12 protein-coding genes are annotated in these 20973 nt (G+C 43.0%); 6 read left to right on the forward strand and 6 right to left on the reverse strand.

Annotation, left to right across the window (positions count from 1 at the left end; all coding sequences use genetic code 11):
- Entirely contained in the window at positions 1–1434 is a 1434-nt protein-coding gene (locus BW980_RS18900; protein ID WP_076456724.1) for an alpha-amylase, read from the forward strand.
- An 83-nt stretch (positions 1435–1517) separates the two neighbouring features.
- Positions 1518–3629: a glycoside hydrolase family 97 protein gene (locus BW980_RS18905; protein WP_076456725.1), complete on the forward strand. Its 2112-nt coding sequence runs from the start codon at positions 1518–1520 to the stop codon at positions 3627–3629.
- Positions 3630–4024: 395 nt separating this feature from the next.
- Here the strand turns inward: BW980_RS18905 and BW980_RS18910 are convergent, their stop codons facing one another.
- The 6 genes from BW980_RS18910 to BW980_RS18935 form a co-directional block, all read right to left on the reverse strand.
- Positions 4025–4912 carry a glycoside hydrolase family 16 protein gene (locus BW980_RS18910; protein ID WP_083690536.1) on the reverse strand — a complete coding sequence of 296 codons (888 nt, stop codon included), beginning with the start codon at positions 4910–4912 and terminating at the stop codon, positions 4025–4027.
- An 83-nt stretch (positions 4913–4995) separates the two neighbouring features.
- The gene (locus BW980_RS18915; RefSeq protein WP_076456726.1) at positions 4996–5778 is read right to left on the reverse strand and encodes a glycerophosphodiester phosphodiesterase; all 783 of its coding nucleotides are present in this window, start codon (positions 5776–5778) and stop codon (positions 4996–4998) included.
- 89 nt (positions 5779–5867) lie between these two features.
- Positions 5868–7472 carry a RagB/SusD family nutrient uptake outer membrane protein gene (locus BW980_RS18920; protein ID WP_076456727.1) on the reverse strand — a complete coding sequence of 535 codons (1605 nt, stop codon included), beginning with the start codon at positions 7470–7472 and terminating at the stop codon, positions 5868–5870.
- 12 nt (positions 7473–7484) lie between these two features.
- A complete protein-coding gene (locus BW980_RS18925) occupies positions 7485–10559 on the reverse strand; it encodes a SusC/RagA family TonB-linked outer membrane protein (RefSeq protein WP_076456728.1) in 3075 nt (1024 codons plus the stop codon).
- 302 nt (positions 10560–10861) lie between these two features.
- Positions 10862–13693, reverse strand: a complete 2832-nt coding sequence (locus BW980_RS18930; protein WP_083690537.1) for a triple tyrosine motif-containing protein — start codon at positions 13691–13693, stop codon at positions 10862–10864.
- Between the two features lie 416 nt (positions 13694–14109).
- Positions 14110–14856, reverse strand: a complete 747-nt coding sequence (locus tag BW980_RS18935; protein ID WP_076456729.1) for an IclR family transcriptional regulator — start codon at positions 14854–14856, stop codon at positions 14110–14112.
- 102 nt (positions 14857–14958) lie between these two features.
- Between BW980_RS18935 and BW980_RS18940 the strand changes: the two genes are divergently transcribed.
- Genes BW980_RS18940 through BW980_RS18955 form a run of 4 tightly spaced genes read left to right on the forward strand, consistent with a single transcriptional unit; the run spans position 14959 to position 20971 of the window.
- Entirely contained in the window at positions 14959–17511 is a 2553-nt protein-coding gene (locus BW980_RS18940; protein WP_076456730.1) for a glycoside hydrolase family 2 protein, read from the forward strand.
- 30 nt (positions 17512–17541) lie between these two features.
- Positions 17542–18681, forward strand: coding sequence for an ABC transporter substrate-binding protein (locus tag BW980_RS18945; protein WP_076456731.1), 1140 nt, complete (start codon positions 17542–17544; stop codon positions 18679–18681).
- A gap of 2 nt (positions 18682–18683) precedes the next feature.
- The gene (locus BW980_RS18950) at positions 18684–19829 is read left to right on the forward strand and encodes a CaiB/BaiF CoA transferase family protein (protein WP_076456732.1); all 1146 of its coding nucleotides are present in this window, start codon (positions 18684–18686) and stop codon (positions 19827–19829) included.
- Between the two features lie 2 nt (positions 19830–19831).
- Positions 19832–20971, forward strand: a complete 1140-nt coding sequence (locus tag BW980_RS18955) for a CaiB/BaiF CoA transferase family protein (protein WP_076456733.1) — start codon at positions 19832–19834, stop codon at positions 20969–20971.
- Positions 20972–20973 lie beyond the last annotated feature (2 nt).

The following is a 20973-nucleotide window of genomic DNA, read 5'->3' on the forward strand; positions in this document are numbered from 1 at the left end:
ATGAAAAAGATGTACTGGTTTTTTTGTTTCGGACTGGCCATAATGGCCTCTTGTTCGAGTGATGATGATCAATCGGCAGTTACCGATACCGACGACAATACCCAAAAGGAAATTATAAGTCCAATTGACCTATCTGATTACGATAATGGAAGCGGGGTTATGATGCAAACCTTTTATTGGGATGTTGAGCCAAGGGGGGAATGGTGGACAAACCTCTCTGGCAAGATAGACGACTGGGCAGAAAGTGGAGTGGACAGGTTGTGGTTGCCTGTGGCGACCAAAGGGGCGTCGGGAGGTTACTCTATGGGATATGACCCATCCGATTATTTTGATTTTGGCGAGTTTGACCAACACGGAACAGTGGAAACCCGTTTCGGTAGTCGACAGGAGCTGGAAACATTGATTGGGAAAGCCCATGGGAAGGGCTTGGAAGTTATTGCCGATATCGTTATTAACCACAATTCGGGAGGGGGAGAGGAATACAACCCGTATAGGGACAAAAATACCTATACCTTATTCGATGAATTACACGGTAATGCCTCTGGAATGTTCAATAGGAATTTCGAAAATTTTTACCCGAACAGTACGAGTAATTATGACAATGGAAGTTTGTTCTACGCCGAGCAGAACCTGGATCATAACCAAGAATATGTTCAAAATTGGCTGTGGAAATCGGAGAATTCTGTAGCCAAATATTATAAGAACGTAATGGGGTTTGATGGATGGCGCTTCGATTATGTTTTAGGATATGAACCTTGGGTGGTCAAGGCATGGTTAGATGAAGTAGGGGGATTTTCGGTAAGTGAACTCTGGGATGGAAATGCCGATGTGCTTTCTCAATATGTCGATCAGACGGGTAGTGGGGTCTTTGATTTTGCTACCTTCTACAAACTAGAGGAAGCTATGGACCGTTTTGATGACCTTACGGTTTTGGAAGGTAAAATGTTGTGGAAGACCCATCCTGATAAATCCGTTACTTTTGCCGCCAATCACGATACCGAAAAAGATGAAAACGAAGACAATCGAATTGCCGATGAGAACAAATTAAAGGCCTATGCCTATATATTGACCCATCCGGGCTATCCGACCATTTTCTATTCCGATTATGAAAACGAAGCATTTAAAGCACCGTTGAAACAGCTCATACAAATCCATAATAGCTTGGCCATAGGTGAAGCCGAAGTACTTTATGTTGATAACGATGAGTACATTATGAAACGAGGGGGTACCGATGATAATCCAGGGTTGATCTTATATATCAATACTTCGGGGAACACTAAAAAACGAACGATAAAGTCGGCATGGAACAATAGCTATTTAATGGATTACACCAAAAGTGTCCATGGCTCAATTACGAGTGATGAAAATGGAGAGGCCCTTATTGAGGCACCTGCTAACGGCTACAGTATTTGGTCTATTGCCAGAGTAAATTAAAAATTAAGTATTATCTACTTTGATAGGTCGAGGGCGTTCGATAATGAAATAGCCGGCTTAGCAGGGTCAAAATGATTTATGAAATGAAGAAAATATTTTTTGCAATTACGGTTTCCATTTTACTTTTTCCACGGGCAATAGCGCAACAATTGAAATCGCCCAACGGTGATTTTACAATGGAATTCACCTTGATAGACAATGGAATACCGGTCTATAACCTGTCTTACAAAGACCAAGAAGTAATCAAACCGAGCAAACTTGGGCTAGAGCTTAAGAACGATGGGAAATCATTGTTGAACGGCTTCTCGATTACCGATACGCAGACCACTGCTTTTGATGATACTTGGGTTCCGGTTTGGGGAGAGGTGAATGAAATAAGGAATCGTTATAATGAGCTGGAGGTTCATTTGAAACAAGAGGGAACCGAAAGGGTTCTTCGCCTTCGTTTTCGCCTATTTGATGACGGACTAGGGTTTAGATATGAGTTTCCTGAACAGCCCGGTCTAACTTATGTGGTCATTAAGGAAGAGCGTACCCAGTTCGCCATGACCGGTGACCATACGGCCTTTTGGATTCCAGGGGACTATGATACGCAAGAATACGATTATACCGAATCAAAGTTGTCGGAGATACGCGGTAAAATGGAAGCGGCCATTACACCCAACGTTTCCCAGACCCAATTTTCCCCCACCGGTGTACAAACATCCTTAATGATGAAAACCGATACAGGGATATACATCAACCTACATGAGGCGGCCTTGATCGATTATCCATGTATGCACCTGAACCTTGATGATACGGATATGGTATTCCAATCTTGGCTGACACCCGATGCCAGGGGAGACAAAGGATATATACAAGCACCTTTTGAAACTCCTTGGCGTACGATTATCGTAAGTGACGATGCACGCGATATTCTATCCTCTAAAATGAGCTTGAACCTAAACGAACCTTGTAAGATTTCAGATACCTCTTGGATAAAACCTGTGAAGTATGTTGGGGTTTGGTGGGAGATGATTACCGGAAAAAGCAGCTGGTCGTATACCAATGACTTTCCTTCCGTAAAATTAGGAAAGACCGATTACAACAAGGCAAACCCTAACGGTACCCATGCCGCAAATACCGAACATGTGAAGGAATATATCGATTTTGCCGCTGAAAATGGATTCGACGGGGTTCTGGTAGAAGGATGGAACCAAGGTTGGGAAGATTGGTTCGGAAATTCAAAAGACTATGTATTCGATTTTGTAACTCCATACCCTGATTTCGATGTAGAGGAAATTCACCAATATGCAAGATCAAAAGGGGTGAAAATGATCATGCACCATGAGACTTCAGGGGCTGTTCGCAATTATGAACGGCACTTGGACAAGGCCTATCAGTTTATGAATGATCACGGTTACGAGGCGGTTAAAAGTGGGTATGTGGGCGATATTATCCCTCGGGGAGAATACCATTATGGGCAGTGGCTTGTAAGCCACTATCAATATGCCCTTGAAAAAGCCGCTGAATATAAGGTTATGGTAAATGCCCACGAAGCGGTACGGCCGACGGGAATTAGTAGAACGTATCCGAATTTGATAGGCAATGAATCGGCAAGGGGTACCGAGTATCAAGCTTTTGGAGGGAATAAGCCTAACCATGTTACCGTTTTGCCCTTTACCCGGTTGCTAGGAGGACCGATGGACTATACACCGGGAATTTTTGAAATGGATATCTCTAAGTTGAATCCGGAAAATACCTCGCACGTCAATGCTACTATAGCCAATCAACTGGCATTATATGTTACAATGTATAGCCCATTGCAAATGGCCGCAGACCTGCCCGAGAACTACAAACGCTTTCCAGATGCCTTTCAATTTATAAAAGATGTACCCGTCGATTGGGACGATAGCAAATATCTAGAGGCCGAACCGGGTAGATACATTACCGTGGCCCGTAAAGAAAAAGGCGGATCGAATTGGTTCGTCGGAAATGTCAATGGAAATGAAACTAGGACATCAAAGATCAAATTGGACTTCCTTGAAAAAGGGAAAAAATATACGGCCACTATTTACGCCGATGCGTCCGATGCACATTATAAAACCAATCCACAGGCGTATACAATTTCGACCAAGACCGTAACCTATCGTTCACTTTTAAAGTTAAGGTCGGCATCGGGTGGTGGGTATGCCATTAGTATAGTTGAAAAATAAGTATAAAGCCAAAGCAATGGTCGACTCCGACTTTTATGCGGCTTGATATTATGGCTTGCTTTTGCTTATGAAACATCATTGTAATCAATTCACATGAAAGGTAATTGTATCCACTTTTTTAGTGAATCTCTATTGGGAATGTCAAGGAGGCTATTCAGATGAAATGGGTTTAGCCTCCTTTTTTTTGTGCGCGGTATACTCAAAAGCGAAGAGTAGATCATGATTATGACGACAATATAACATCTTATGGTTCCTCCGTCATCGGAGAACCGTATCTCAGTACAAAAGATCGACCCCGAAAAAATACCAATTCGAGTTAAGGCAAAAGAAAAACCGCGGACCCTGATCCCAAGGCCATTTCGGTTTTTATGTGCGCTAAAACGGCATCTAAATGATTACTGTAGCTGGTAAACGCGTGCGTAGTCTATTATCATTTTCTGAGGAAAGATACTGTCATCAATGCCCTTTAGTCCTCCCCAACTACCACCGATGGCCAGGTTCAATTTTAAGTGGAAAGGCTGGTCAAAAGGCCATTCGGCATCGGTTTTGTGGAGGTTTTCAAACTGATGGTACGCAGTGCCGTCTAACAGGAATACAATTTTTTCGGGAGTCCATTCAATGGAATACTCGTGGAAATCGTCGTAAGGGTTTTCTATAAAAACAGATTTGCCTACTTCGGTTTTTTTGATGTGGTTGAAAGCTTCGGTGTGCACCGTACCGAAAATCGAATCGCTTTGATAGCCAACGTGCTCCATGATGTCTATTTCACCGCATTGCGGCCAACCGACTTTTTTCCAGTTTTGGCCCAGCATCCAAATGGCCGGCCACGTTCCGATGCCCTTGGGTAATTTGGCCCTAACGCTGACTTTGCCATATTTCCATTCGTTCAGGTCTTTGGTGGTTACGCTGGCCGAGGTATATTTTCCATACGCCTCCTTTTTCATCCAGTTGTCTGCTTCTTCGGAAACGAATGCCTCGTTTTCCACTTTTTCCTTGTGGGCCTCAATAATAAGAAAGCCGTCTTCAACACGAATGTTTTTTGGATCATCGGTATAGTACTGTGCTTCGTTGTTTCTGATAAAACCTATTTCATAGGCCCAATTATCAGGATTTGGTTCGCCCTTACCATCGAATTCATCGGCCCATACCAATGTATAGCCTGCTGGCGATTCTTCTTCCGCCTCGGTATCGTCGGTTTTCTTGTTGTTCCCTTCACAACTTCCAAGGGTAAGGCCTATAAAAATAAGAGGGATTAGGTATTTTGAAATAAGGGGCTTTTGCATGGGATCTTAGTTATGTATACAAGATAAGAAACTTCGGGAAAAGGTAATGGTCGTCACAAGGTTCTTCTTGGGAGAAATCGCTTTTAGGGTTGTGCCGTTTTCTTAAGTAAAAGCTCGGGCTCGTTCGTGGTGATATAATCAAAATCGTTTTTCAAGAACCACTCCATGTCTTCCTCTTCATTTACGGTCCAAGCATTTAGGGCTATTTTGTTCTTTTTGGCACTTGTGATCCATTCCGGATGTTTTTTAAAGACGGATAAGTAATAATCGGCACCATCGATGCCATCACGTTTCAATACTTCGGGAGATTTGCTGCCGTCTAGATACTGCGTGTGTACTTCAGGGTTCAGTTCTTCCAATCGCTTTAAAATATCATAGCTAAAGCTGATATACACCACCATATGTTGTGCGTTGAGCTCGTTTATCAAATTATAGACTTTCTCAGCGATTATGAGTCCCCTTTTCTTGTTTTTAGAGGGTTTGATCTCGCACACAAGACGGGTCGTGGTATTGTTTTCAAGCCCGGCTAAAATATACTGCCTTAAGGTGGGCAATACTTCTCCGTTCTTCAATGGAAATTTGCTTAGGTCTTCATAAGGGCTTTCTTCAATTTCTAAGTTGGCGTAATCTGGGTCATGGGTAATTATTAGAGAATCGTTCGCGGTCATACGTACGTCAAATTCGCTACCTGCACATTGCATTCGGATGGCTTCCTGAAGGGAAGCTATGGAGTTCTCCGGTAAATTTTTAGCCTTCCATGCCCCTCTGTGGGCCACCACTTTGTTTTGTGAAAAATCGACGGTTTTTTTTGTGGTTGAACACGAACCGACCAGAATCATTGTCATCAATAGAACAATACATCTCATACTCTATATTTTTAATATTAATATTTGGGCACAGGCCCTAATACCTGTGCCCAAATTGCTCAACTCAATTAATTATTTCGGGGGAACTATTAATTATAACCATCGTTTTGCGGGTAGCCAGGACCTAGTAAATCAAGGTCGATCTGTGCAATGGGGAAATTGATATAGTAAGGCTTCCAATTGGTACGTGGGTCTTTTTCGCCCAAGTTGGCAGGATAGTATTCCCCATCACCTGCGTAGTTCGTAATTTGTCTATCGATGACCTCTTGTCCCATTCTTTTTAAGGTAAACCATCGTTCACCTTCAAAGGCAAGTTCACGGGCCCGTTCGTCCAATATGGCCTGTTCGTCCACTGTGGCCAAGGGAGCGGCTCCTGCCCTTGTTCTTACTGCGTTTATATAGGGTAAGGGGTCTCCACTAGAGCGCATTATGGCCTCTGCGGCTATTAAATAGGTCTCTGCCAAGCGATAGACCATGATATTGCTTCTTTGAAGATAGGAATTAGGGTTGTCGTCTTCTTCGGCAAACTTTATACAAGAGGGATGAAGTCTTTGGTAGTACGAAGTATAGGTGTCACTAGGGTTGTTCAAATCTGTAATCGGCTTATAGATCTTGATTTCTTGGTTTATGCTATCTCCAGAGGTATAATAGTATTTTAGCCTAAAATAGGTGTCGTCATCGCGGGTGTCATTGGGGTCTTCCGCAAGCAGGTCGAGTAAATATTTGTTGGGAAGTATCCTTGAGAATCCCCTTCCTCCTTGTGCAATATTGGCCTCTATCCCAGAAATCTGAAAGTATTGGGTGACATAGTTGGCGTTGATCATGGTATTGTCGCCACCGCCCAATAGGTCGTCTTGGGACTGTATTACAAACAGGGCCTCTGCATGGTTTTTATCTCCGGAAAAGACATCCTCCGTTGTAGGCATCAGGCTATGTGGTCCTTCCTCTATAAGGGAAACGGCTTGGTATTTGGCTTCTTCCCAATCGCCTTCCCACATGGCCACTTTGGCTTTTAAATGTTTTGCCGTTCCCTTTGTTACGCGACCAAAGGTATCGTTCCATTCCAAATGCTCTATGGCGAAATCCAAATCGCTGTTCAGCAGTGCAAAAATCTCTTCCTTCGATGACTTATCGTTGATAACGTCAAAAGCATTGTCTACCGTAACCGTATTGGTGGTGACGTAGATATTGTTGAACATGCGATAGAGATAGAAATAAGAGTTCGACCTAAAAAACCTGGCCTCGGCCAAAACTTGCTTTCTTACCTCCTCATCGATACCTTCTAAGTCCTCGGCCGCATTGATAATCTCCGTGGCCTTATTGGCAATGTTGTAAAAGTGTTTCCAGAATAAAGAAGATACAAAGTTGGCACCTTGGTCAACGGGGCTGACGCCTCTTTCATATCTGCCCATTAATCCGGTATAGCCGGTTCTGCTAAAGGCAAGATCGCTTCGTGAAGACATTAATACACCGCCCATAAAATCTTCGGTGCCGTTGTCATATCGATCCCTGTTGAACTTATATAAACTTACTACGCCCGATTTTAACCCATCTTCGGTAGTATATATATAATCGGAATCGATCAAGGTACTCGGTTGCTCCTCTAGATAGTCTTCACACGATACAGCTATAACGACTACGCTTAGTAGGGCAAATCCCTTCATTAATTTTAGGTATAGTTTTTCGGTATTCATAATTTCTTTGTTTTAAAATTTAACCCTTACACCAAAAGTGAAACTTCTTGCATCTGGATAGCCGGTGTCGGCATTCGAAAAGGTACTCCTGATATTTACTTCTGGACTATAGCCGATATAATCGGTATCGGTAAATAGGTTTGTTCCGGTAACATAAAATCGAATCTGCTCTAAACTTAGATCTGAGGTTATGGCATCGGGCAATGTGTAGCCCAAACTGACGGTTCTTAATCTTAAGTAAGACGCATCCCTTACCGCCAATGAATTTAAGTACAATGGGGTAGTGTCGTAATTAGGTCTAGGAAACGAGGTGGATGGATTCTCGGGTGTATAATAGTCCACCTTTACACCATTGAGCTTTCCGGAAAGCGTTCCGCCATTATTGAAATCAGACAAGAAAGGATTCACTTTGGTCGTACCTTCAACCGCATAGAAATCTACAAACAGGTCAAAGCCTTTGTATGCCAAGGAAGTGGACAATGAACCGAACCAGTCGGGATTAGGACTCTTAAAGACCCGGTCTTCGGGAGTTATTTTTCCGTCCGGTATTCCAGTTTCGTTACCGTTTTCATCTACCCCGTTGGTATCTTTTATTTTAATGTCACCAGGTCTTAGGTTTTCCTGTGGAAGTGCCGATTCGGGGTTGGCCTGTGGGGCATTGGTGAAATCTTCGCCTTCTTGCCAGATACCGTCAAATTCGTACTGGTAAATCACGCCAACAGGTTGACCTACATAGTATCCATAGGTGTCATCTGCAATAATGGGGTTGCCATCGCCGTCATTATAGAGTTCCAGCAATTTGTTTTTGTTCCTAGACCAATTGGTTGAAACCGACCATTTAAAATTATCGGTAGTGATAATATTGGCCGTTAGATTTAACTCTACACCAGTATTTTGTAGTTCCCCGGCATTAAAAAAGGTGTATTGGTAACCTGTGATGGAAGGTACGCCCCGTCGAAGCAATAGGTCGGTGGTTCGAGCATCGTAATAATCGACATTACCTGTCAACACCCTATTGAACAAAGAGAAATCAAGACCCAAGTTGAGTGTCGTTATCCTTTCGAATTTTAAATCAGTATTGGGGAGAATGACCGATGGAGAGTATCCTGAGAAGGATTCCCTGTCGAAAGTATAATTTTGTCCATCCGCGGTAAATAAAGAGGTATAGGCACGGCCAAGGTCATTAACCAAAGAACCGTAACTAGCCCTGAGTTTGAGCTCTTGAACAGCGTTGACATCCCTTAAAAAGTTCTCGTTATGCAGTTTCCAAGCAGCGGAAGCGGCCGGGTTGAAGCTCCATTTGTTGTTTTGTGAATTTACCGAAGCCCCATCGGCCCTGGCGGTTGCGGTCAGCAAATACTTATTGTTGAGGTTATATCTGGCCCTGGCCATAAAGGAAGCCAGTCGTTGTTGGTTTTTATCGCGTTCTACCGTTACGTTCCCCACGGCATTCGATATACCGTCATAGCCCAAACTTTCATTTGAAAAACCTTGTCCCTCGGTAAAGGTTCTGCTGTATTTGTTTTCCTGGGAAGATTGAACCAAGGTTAGGTTGAGCTTGTTGTTTTCGTTAAAGGCCTTGTCATAGGTCAGTATATTCTCTATCAAATAAGATTCGGTCAAACGGTTGTCTATTCTGGCAATACCATTGACATCGTCGCCAGCGGAACTTAGTGAAGATTGGTATTGTCCTCTCTCCGATGTTCTTCTGGTAAGGTTGGTCTTTAATTGGTACTGTAGGTCTTTGGTGATTTGCCAAATGGGGGTAACGTTGATGACGTAATCGTTCCCTTTTTCATCATTGTCTTGTTCCCGTAGGTTCCAAATGGGGTTTACGGCAGATAATTCCTCACCGCTTGGAAACTGGGTGAGGTTGCCATCTTCGTCATAGGCCCTGCCCAGTGGGGAGGTAGTAATTACGTTTACGTTGGCGGCCCTTTCGGTATCATCGTTCAAGATATTCAGGTCAAAATTCACTGAAAACTTGTCGCTGATTTTTTGATCGACGTTGAGACGTAACGTTTTTCTCGTATAACTGGAAGTTGGAATAATACCTTCTTCCTTAAAGTAATTGACACTACCGAAAACCTTGGTGAATTCCGAACCGCCACTAACGCTCACGGCATGACTGTTGACATAACCGTTCTTTACTAATTCATCCTCCCAATCGATGAATTCGTTGTTGGCTATGGAGGCCAATTCTAGTTCAGAAAAAATATCCTCTTCATTGGGGTAGGAGCCATCCGCAATGTTGGATCGGGCAGCTTCCCTTCTTAATTGGGCGAACTCCTGTCCGTTATAGACATCGAAGTTGCGCTCCATTGTTTTTGAGCTTACAAAGCCGTGATAGTTTACGCTTACTTTTCCGCTTTTACCTCTCTTCGTAGTGATCAAAACAACACCATTGGCCCCTCTTGAGCCATAAATGGCCTGTGCGGAAGCATCTTTTAAGAATTCAACGGACTCAATATCGTCAGAGTCGATATCTTCGATACCTCCATCCCTAATAATGCCGTCGACAACATAAATGGCGCTAACGCTACCTTCAATGGAACCTTGTCCCCTGAAGATGATATCGGAAGTACCACCAGGTCTCAGGGTTCCGCCCCCTACATCTACCTGTAGACCGGCTATTCTACCTCTTAGCATTTCGTTGACATCCGATGTCGGGGTCAATAGGGCTTTTTCAACATCGGTCACGGCAACCGCATTGACGACATCACTCTTGTTTTGGGTACCATAACCAACGACAACGACCTCTTCCAGTTGGCTGGAATCTTCCTGTAATGTAATGCTTATTGGGCCGTTTGAAATGGGTACTTCCTTAGTGGCGTAACCGATATACGAAGCAATCAGGGTAGTGGCGCCTTGGGGCGCGTTCAAAGAGAAATTACCATCAAAATCGGTAGATGTACCCTGGGTGGTTCCTTTGACCACTATCGAGGCTCCCGCTAGGGGAATTCCATTTTGGTCAAGAACTGATCCTGTTATTTTTTGCCGGTCTTGCGAATAGATGACTACAGCAGAAAAAATATTGAGCAAAAGCCACAGTAGCTTTTTTCTTGGATTAAATAATTTGGTAATCATAGAGCGTTGGTTTTGTTCAAGATTAAAAGTTGAGTTTTTAGATAGTTATACATTTTGTATCACAAGAACATAAAGTTCTATTGTTACCAATGTAGAGAGATTTATCTTTTGAAAGGGAAAACGTGGCACTACAAAAACATACATATTGAAATAGACTTGTCAATAGCTTCTGAAGCCTTATTATTTATAGGATTTATAGCCATTTTGTTTTTGGTTGTAAAAGAGGAAAAAAAGGGAGGGATAAAGGGGTTTAAGTAATTTGTGGGGGTAATGTAGGGGTGATATTTAAGTGGTTTTAACGTTTAAATCGAGAGAATATAGTCGGTAAGTTTGGTTTCCCTTTTTAAATCGAGCTTTTTTCGTAGCCTCGAACGCCTTACTTCTACACTTTTGACGGAAATGTTAAGTAGTGGTGCTATTTCCTTTGAAGATAGGTTCAATCGTAAATAGGCGCAGAACTTTAAATCGTTGGACGATAAATTAGGATGCAGTTCCTTGGCCCTGGTCAAAAATTCCCTATCCGTATTGTTAAAGGCCTCCATGAAAATTTTTCGGTCTTTTGAACTGTTAAGGTTTTTATCGATCAGTTTTATTACCGGATGGGCCTTGTTAAATGTGTCATCATTCTTTTTGAGCTCTTTTTTGACCCTTCTTAGCAATTCGTTTCTCTTGACCAAACTCATAGTTGAAATGGCCAGTTCCCTGTTCTTGCTTTCAATTTGCTGATTGAGCTTTTCATTGGTTAGCCGTATCATTTCCTGTTCACTTTTAATGTACTTCAACTGCATTTCGCGTTGACTTTCGAGCATGGCTTTTCTGTTTTGTCGGCGATAGTAGGTCTTATACGATTTGTGCACTATAAATCCGAGACCGAAGATGAGCAGGGCGTATGACAAAAGCGCTAGGTTGGAGAGGTAAAATGGGCGGGCGATAACAAAGCTGTATTGTACCGTATTCGTTGAAACATGGTTCCCGATTTTTGATCGGGCCCTAAATATATAATCTCCATAAGGCAACTTTTCAAAGGTGGCGGATGGGGCCGGACCCCATTCGCTCCACGAATCGTCGAGCCCTTTCAATTGATATTGGTAGTTGACCTTGGTGTACTTGCCGTATTGGGGAACACTATAATGAAAATTGAGTGTTGATTGTTTATAGGAAAACTGGCCTTCTTCACCTATGGAGACATCCTTGGTATCCTTTTCGTTTTGTGTTAGGCCGACCTTGTCCAACACAATTTGATGGGGCTTGTTCGGAATCTTGTCAAGGTCTATCAATAAGTAGCCATTGGTCTTGCCTATAAGGTATTTGTTGTTATCTATTTGGGTGATATTTTCAAAGCTGAGGGTCATTTTTCTCCAATTGTTTCCAATGGGAATGGAGTTGAAGTCTACCATAGTGTTCAAGGGACCTTTTTGGGTATAGCCGATATGGGTCTGGTTAAAGCTCCACAGACGTTCCTTTTGGTCAAATACCAATTTGCCCGATAGGTATTCGCCCTCTGGAATAAGCGGACTTAGGGTGGAATCCCTTACAAATCTTTTTATCTTAGGGTCAAGCTTGAAAATCCCGTTTCGATTTGTATAGAGCAGATCTTTGCCCATCTTTACTATTCCCGAGCCCTTGCTTTTTTCAATGTCGGGAAGCAGGGTCACGGAATCAAAAGACGAAAAATCGCTGTTCAGTACTAAGCGGTAGACTCCTTTGGTTTCGTGATTGACCCATATTTCGCGGGTATCGAGAATTTCAAAAAAACGCGATGAAATTTCAAACCCTTTGATTTTGTGGCCTAGTTTCCACGAGCCTGCATCGTTTTCCAATATGGCCAAGCCAGAATAATGACCGACCAGTAGTTTGTTGGGGTGATCGGGTATGGGCTTAAAGTCCCATGTCCCATCAATATGGGCCACTAACGATGCCGTATTACCCGCAATGGAAAAGACACCATTGTTGTGTCCGCATAGCAGTTGGTCGTTTTCGGCATAAAGAGACCAAACCTGACCTTCCGTCCCTTTTATGAATTTTAGGTTTTCGTCAGAGCCTAGGTTTTTATAGAATAGGCCTTGATTGGTGCCGATATACAGTTTTTTATCGTGTGTGATGGAGGCGTAGGTCGTGCCAAAAGTACCATCGCGATCATTGTATTCCCTTATATATGATTGCCTGTTGATGCAATCAAGACCATTGTCTAAGGCGGCCCAAACATTGGCGTCGGCATCTTCAAATAAATTGAGTACGGTGTTGTTGCTTAAGCCATTTTTTTGGTTGATCACCCCGGTGATTTGTCCATCGATCGACATTGAAACGATGCCTTTTGAGATGGTGCCTAGCATAAAGCTTTTGTCCTTTAACTGAATGCCCCTGAATACCCGTGCATGTTGAAGCAGGGTGTCAGCGGGAATATGCCATTTTTTAAGGGTGCGGTTTTCTATTTTGTAGAGCCCCTTGGTCCGTGTCAATACGACCAGCCCTTCATTTACGGAGAAGATGTTAAGCAGGAACTTTATGTTAAGGTCTTTTGGTATGGTCGCGATCAATTTTTCCGTTCCGTTTTCAAGGTTGAAAATTCTTCCGTCGTACTTCTGAAGATAAATTTTCTGACCGACCTTGAACAATCTGTAGTTGTTCTCTTTATCCGTAGAGAAGTTCAGTTCCTTTGAATCGGTATTGTAAAAATAAAGGCGATCGTATGACTGAAAGACCACATATTTATCGAGCCCTTCAATATTCCAAATGATTTCATCTTCGAAAAGCTTTTCTTTTATGGATTCGGAGATAGAATGGTAGTCCATTGCCCCTTTGTCGTTTTTGGTCCAATAACCGAACTCCATATAACTGCCCGAATAAATTTTATCCTTATAAGAAGATAATGAGCGAATTGCGGCATTGTTAAATGAGGGGTATAAGGCCCATCGAGAGCCGTCATATTCGAGCAGTCCTTCGTTGTTGGCCACGTAAATATAACCTTGAAGGTTTTGGGTTACGTCCCAATTCTGGTTTTCCGCCCCATATTCCGAAGCGGAAAACTTGACGATGGGTGGGGTTTCTTGAGCGTGCAAAAACTGTAGCCCCAAAAACAGTACAATCGCAAGTTTATAGAAGCACAAAAAATAAAGGCCATTGGAGGTATGCATGTTTTTCGATGGTATAACCTATAAACAGTTCAAGCAAATTTATGAATATGTAGCCAATTGCCGTGATTGACCGTGTTTTGGCGTGTAATAATAAACAAAAGGAGGGAGGGTTACAGGGCTTTTTGTTTTTATTTAAGGGCCTTTGACCATTGGGAAGGTGCCTAGGCTTTCCTGATAGTACAAAATATAGAGCGGTTTGTACATAGGGGGTATAAAACCTGTACTGTTATTTTTCGGGTGTTCTGTCGTTATATGAGGTGTAAGGTCAGGGAGTATTCCGTCCTATTATGCATCTGGAATAACTTTTATGGGCCATAGGGTTTTGGTTGTCAGGTTTTACCTCTGGAGCTAAGGATTGCAGATAGGATGTTTGGCTGGCTGTGTTTAGTTAGTATACTGGAGTGGGCTCACCGATGTCAGGTGAGTTCCGCGTTTATTTTAACAGCGGTCTTCCTTAATTCTTCTATGAGTATATTGTTGTCTTGTTTACGGGTTATCGGGTTTAAACTGGAAATGGCCAATACACATAACACTTCATTGCCCATACCCATAATCGGCACAGCTATATCGGTTACACCAACGGTTAATTCACTACTGGTTAAATGATATCCATTTTTCTGAATGGTATCGATATCTGCTGAAAAGTGTTCTTTAAAATTTTTGTCTTGCTTATTGTAATAGTCGCTAGTTTCTAGAATGTGATTTCGTTTTTGTTCTTTTTCAAAGGCTACTAGGACCTTTCCGGATGACGTTTGTAGAAGTGGGAATAAACTTCCTACCTTGATCGATAGTGATACCGCACCAGGACTTTCCGATTGGGCGATGACTAATAGATCTCCATAATGCAATATACTCAAATGACAAGATTGGTTGGTTTTGTGGGCCAAATCATCCATATGCCGTTTCGCTGACCGAACTAGACCTTTTACGGGACTATGGCGATGGGATAGTTGATACATTTTCATGGAAAGGGCATATTGGCCCGTTGAGGTTTTGTCAATATATTTTCGGTCTTCTAAACAGGCCAGCATTCTATAGATTTCATTCGGACTTTTATCGAGCCCATGGGCTATCTGCGTTTGTGTCTGAGGAATGCCTCTTTCAGATAAATATTCCAATATATCCAAGCCTTTTTCAAGTGCGGGTGCTTTGTATTTGCTCATAAGTATGTACGTTAAAGTATATTCAAATATAAAATTACTATTTATATTTAAATTATATTAAGTTTTTTTTCATCTTTGTAGTATACAATAATCGTGAATACTATGGATAATATTTTTGGAAACATCAAGATTTTGGCGACTACATTGTTAATTGCTATCTGTAGTCTTGGGGTTTATGCCCAGCCAAACACAACTTTTTCCCATGAAAACAATAGCCAGTCGGTAAGGGACTTCAGCGGTATGAAGTGGCGTATGAAAATGATGCTTCCCGGAGAAGGCGTAAAAAGAGGCCTGCATAAGCTTCCTTCCGAAGATATTGAAACATTGGTTTGGAACAACGCCGAAGTACCAGGGGATGTATATACCGATCTATGGAAAGCAGGGGTTATCGAAGATCCCTACTTTGGTAGAAACAGTGTTAAAGCACAGTGGGTACAACAATATGAATGGTGGTACGCTTATCAATTTCGGGTTACGGAGGGCATAGAAAACCAAGTGGTCGATATAGTCTTCGAGGGAGTCGATTACAGCTGCGAAGTTTGGTTGAACGGTCATTATCTAGGAAAGAACGAGGGAGCACTTTCTGGTTTTTCATTCAATGTAAACGAGTATTTGCGCATCAGTGAACATGATTATCTCAAGGGGCAAAACATGTTGATTGTAAAAATTGACCCGGCACCGCAGGTAAATGCCTTTGTAGCCGGAAAAAAAACACCTTGGTTTGGGGATTATTGGAGGGATTTGGCGCCTATGGGAATCTGGCGTCCCGTAAAAATGGTACGCAGTGGCAAGGTGCGCTTCAATGATGTATATGCGAATAACCAGATCAATAAGGACGGCTCCGCCGATGTTAGTCTAGAGATGACTGTTGAAAATACCGATTCAATTGCCAAAAACATGCAATTTGTAGTTTCACTTGAAGGGAAAAACTTTGAGTCTGAAGCTGTAGAAATCGAATTTGATCAAAATATCGCCCCAGGTAAGCATAAGGTGGTTCGGACCATCCATTTGGAAGAACCGAAGTTGTGGTGGCCTTGGGATTTAGGCGACCCTAATTTATACGAGGCGAAAATATCCTTAAAGGAAGCGAATGTAAACCATGATTACAATACCACCACTTTTGGTATTAGGGAAGTCACCTCTAAATGGAATCCCGGTTTTGTAAAAGACGTAGATCTTTCCTTTCCAAGGTCTACTTATATCAACGGTAAGTTTCACTTTATTCGTTCCGCTTGCTGGGGAGGCCCGGTCGACATTTTTACGGGGAGGACTTCCAAAGAAGAATACTTCAAGCTGATAAAAATGGCCAAGGAAATGAACATGAACAATATCCGGATTTTTGGATGGCATCCACCGGAAATCCCTGAGTTTTATCAGTATGCCGATGAAATGGGAATGACCATTTGGCAAGATATGATTCCATTAGGAACGGGTAATATTCCCATGGAAGAGGAAAATCTCGCCGAGATTTTTAATGAAGGGGTCAGGGTAATCAAAGAACGCAGAAACCATCCGTCATTGATCATGATGGAAGGCGGGGAGGAAATGATGTTCCGTACACGTGATCCACAGGCAGGAAGAAAATTTTTGGAGCGCTTGGGCGATTCCTTGCAGGCCTATGCCAAATTACCGTACGTACCCGACTCTCCCATGACGGATCATGTGGCCCAACAGGCCGGCTTCAAGCCAAAGGAAGCTGTACATGCCCTGCGTTATTTTTACGATATGGGCGAATGGCTTCATGAAGATTGGTACCAGACCAAGGCGGATGGCTATCCTATTGTTCCCGAATTTGCCATTACTTCCGTGCCTTCCGTAGAAAGTCTGAAGAAATTTATCCCCAAAGATGAAATGTGGCCTCCGGGATTGAGTTGGGGACATCACTGGGCGGATTTGACACGCCTGCGTATGCAGAACTGGGATGTGTTCGGCAGTGAAATGAAAGGTTCTTTGGAAGAGTTCGTAAATGCCACCCAAGATGCACAGGGGATCATTTTTCAGAATGGTATAGAACACTTCCGTAGGGATAAGCCTAGTTTGAGCGCAATCGCACTCTGTCATTATATCACCTATTGGCCCGATATGAAATGGGGAATTGTGGATAATTATCAAAAGCCAAAGAACTCATATTACTTCGTTCAAAAAGCATATCAACCCTTATTGGTGAACTTTGAATTCAAAAAGCGCCGATGGCATACAGATGAGCCATTTGTTGGCAATATTTGGGTCGTTAACGATTTCTATAGGTCGTATAAAAACTGTACTATTAATTTCAAGATCAGTAATGATAAAAAGAAAAAACTGCTTGAAAAGACATTTAAGGTGGCAAGCATTGAAGAGAATAGCGCCGAACAATTGTTTGCAATTAGCGAAGATGTTTTAGGTAAGGTAAAAGAAAAGTTCTATGTGGAATTGGAATTACTCGACAATGAAGGAAATCAAATCTCACACAACGATTATTTCTTTCTGATAGGGGATCAAGCAGAAGCAACCAAACGTTTTCAGGAATGGAAACAAGAGCGACTCGAAATGGAAAACGGAAATGGCCATGGAGGTTACGGTTCGTACTATTTTTTCTTTGACGAATTTACCCGTGAAAATGGCAAGGACTATGAGAGTGGGGTTCAAAAACCAACGGCAATAGGTTTTGATTAATACGAATTAAGCATCTAAAGATTTTTTTAAGTGAATACCGATAAAGTACAATTAAAGGGCATTACCTGGGATCACAGCCGGGGGTTTACGTCAGCTGTGGCTACGGCACAACGTTTTCATGAATTGAACCCCGATGTAGAAATCATCTGGGAAAAACGATCGCTGCAAGCATTTGCCGATGAACCTATAAATGAATTGGCAAAGCGCTATGACCTATTGATCATAGACCATCCTTGGGCGGGCTTTGCCGCTCGAACCGGCGTTATTATACCCTTGAATGACCATTTGCCCAAAGCCTATCTAGAGGACCAAAGGAACAATTCCGTAGGGAAATCCCATGAGAGCTATTGTTTTGATGGCTACCAAAGTGCCTTGGCCATTGATGCTGCGACCCCGGTAGCGGCGAGCCGTGAAGATTTGCTGCCCGATATCCCGCAAACCTGGGATGATTTAATCGATTTGGCCAAAGAGGGCAGGGTGGCCATACCCGGAATTCCCCAAGATACCTTAATGAGTTTTTATATGGTATGCTGTACCTTGGGGGAAGATGTGGCCCTATCAACAGAGCACTTCGTGACCGAAAAAATAGGGATAAAAGCTCTTGAAATGCTCCGGGAATTAGGACGGTACATCGCCGATGAATGCTACGATATGAATCCCATTGCGGTTTATGAGGCCATGACCCTAGACGATACGTATTCCTATTCGCCATTTGCTTATGGGTATACAAACTACTCCCGTAACGGATATGCAAGAAAGCGATTGAAGTTTCACGATATGGTCGCTATTGACGGACAAAAGCTAATAACAACCTTGGGTGGTACGGGTTTGGCGATATCTTCCAGTAGCAAACATCAAGAAAAGGCATTGGAATACGCGGCGTATGTAGCATCTCCTGAAACGCAAACTGGAGTTTTCTTCGATAACGGAGGTCAGCCAGGGCATCGTTCCGCTTGGGTGAATAAGGAAACGAATACGGTGTGCAAGGATTTCTTTAAAGATACCTTGCCCGCATTGGATAGGGCCTTCTTACGTCCACGCTATCACGGACACATGTATTTTCAAGATAATGCGGGAGCCCCGATTCGTGCATATATGAAAAACGGTGGGGACGCCAAGGAGGTTTTGGATACCCTGAATAAGCTGTACATAAAATCATTAAAAATATAGCTATGCTGCCATTGGAAGGAATTACGGTTTTAGAATTTGCCCAGTTTATGGCTGGTCCTTCCGCGGGATTGAAAATGGCGGATTTGGGGGCTAGCGTCATTAAGGTCGAACGCCCGGGAACAGGTGAGGCGGGTAGACAGATTACCTTGAAAAATTTGTTTATAGACGAAAGCAGTATGGTATTTCATACGGCAAATCGCAATAAACGGTCTTACGCCGCAAACCTAAAAAATACCGATGATTTGGAAAGGGTCAAAAAACTGATCTCCCAAGTGGATGTGATGACGCATAACTTTCGCCCAGGTGTCATGGAAAAAATAGGGTTGGATTATGAAACCGTTAAAGCCATAAACCCTAAAATCATTTATGGAGTGGTATCGGGATACGGACCTGTAGGACCTTGGGCCAAAAAGCCGGGACAAGATTTGTTGATTCAGTCCTTGTCCGGTTTTGTCAATCTGTCCGGAAATGCTGCCGACGACCCGACACCTTCCGGCTTGGCGACCTCCGACATTTTTACCGGGGCACATTTGGTACAAGGGATTTTAGCGGCCCTTGTCGGCCGGACTAAAACCGGAAAAGGCGCAAAAGTTGAGGTGAGTTTATTGGAATCTACCTTAGATATTCAATTTGAACTATTGACCACCTATTTCAACGACGGAAACCGATTGCCCAAGCGGGCAAAAAAAGGGAATGCACATGCCTATGTCGCGGCTCCCTATGGGGTCTATCCAACAAAAGACGGGTATCTTTCCATTGCGTTGACCCCATTGGATGAATTGGTGGGGGCTATGGGACTTGCCTTGCCCTATCAATTTTTAGATAAGGAAACCTGGTTCTCGAAAAGGGATGAGATTATGGATTTTCTAAGGGGATACCTTATAAAAGAAACCACTCAATATTGGTTGGACCTTTTTGAGCCCTTGGATTTTAAGGTGGCTCCCATCTATGATTACAAAACCCTTTTAAACCATGAGGTTTATAAAGTGCTGAAAATGGACCAAGAAGTGGAAACTTCCGATGGTCTAACCATGAAAACCACCCGCTGTCCTATTCGAATTGATGGGCATCGGATCTTTAATAGAAAATCGGCACCCAAACCCGGTGAGGATAATAGGGTAATTGACCAAGAATTTAATCTGAACTAGGAATGGAAAAACCTTTAGACGGAATATTAGTAATTGATTTTAGCCAATATTTGTCAGGACCTTCGGCAAGTTTGCGATTGGCCGATTTAGGGGCAAGGGTGATAAAAATTGAAAAACCCACTGGGGATAGCGGAAGACATTTATATTGTTCAAATGTGGTTTTGAACGGCGAATCTTCCATGTTTCACGCCATCAATAGAAATAAGCAGAGTTATGTGGCCGATATGAAAAGCGGGGAAGACCGTAAAAAGGTTTACAAACTCATTGCCCAAGCAGATGTGCTGATGCATAATTTTAGACCAGGGGTGGCCAAAAAGTTGGGAATCGATTTCGAGACCGTCCAAACCATAAATCCGGCTGTGGTCTATGCGGAATTATCCGGCTATGGTAAGGAAGGGGTATGGAAAGATAAACCGGGATTGGATTTATTGTTGCAATCCGTTTCGGGCCTGACCCAGTTGAACGGGAACGAAGGGGCCGGGCCTGTGCCTATAGGCTTGGCCGTGGTCGATATTTTATCGGGGGTGCATTTGGCACAAGGTATTTTGGCCTGTTTGTACCGCAAGATAACTACGGGAAAGGGCGGAAGGGTCGAGGTAAGTATGTTGGAATCCGCCCTGGAATTTCAATTTGAGTCGATTACGTGTTTTTTTACGGATGGAGGACAGCCTACGAAACGCCCTAAGTCAAATTCGGCACATGCTTATTTAGGTGCCCCCTATGGAATCTATAGGACAAAGAACGGGTATATGGCCTTGGCCATGGGGGCCATCCCGTTTTTGGGCGAGCTATTGGGCTGCCATGAATTGACGCAATATCCCGAAGTCGGCTCCTGGTTTACGAAACGTGATGAAATCAAAAGCATTTTAGCCGATCATTTGAGCACCAAAGACACCCAAGAGTGGTTGGCGGTTCTAGAACCTGCGGATATTTGGTGTGCCGAAATTATGGATTGGAAAACATTGTTCGATACGGAAGCCTTCAAAATCCTTGAAATGGTACAGGAGGTTCAGATGTCGGATGGCTATAAGTATAAAACGACCCGCTGCCCCATTCGGATCAATGGGCAATTTTTGACTACGGAAATAGGTACGCCCATATTAGGGGAGCATACGGAAAAAATAAACGCTGAATTTGCATAAAA

Origin of the sequence: Zobellia uliginosa (assembly GCF_900156625.1) — a bacterium.
Lineage (GTDB): Bacteria > Bacteroidota > Bacteroidia > Flavobacteriales > Flavobacteriaceae > Zobellia > Zobellia uliginosa.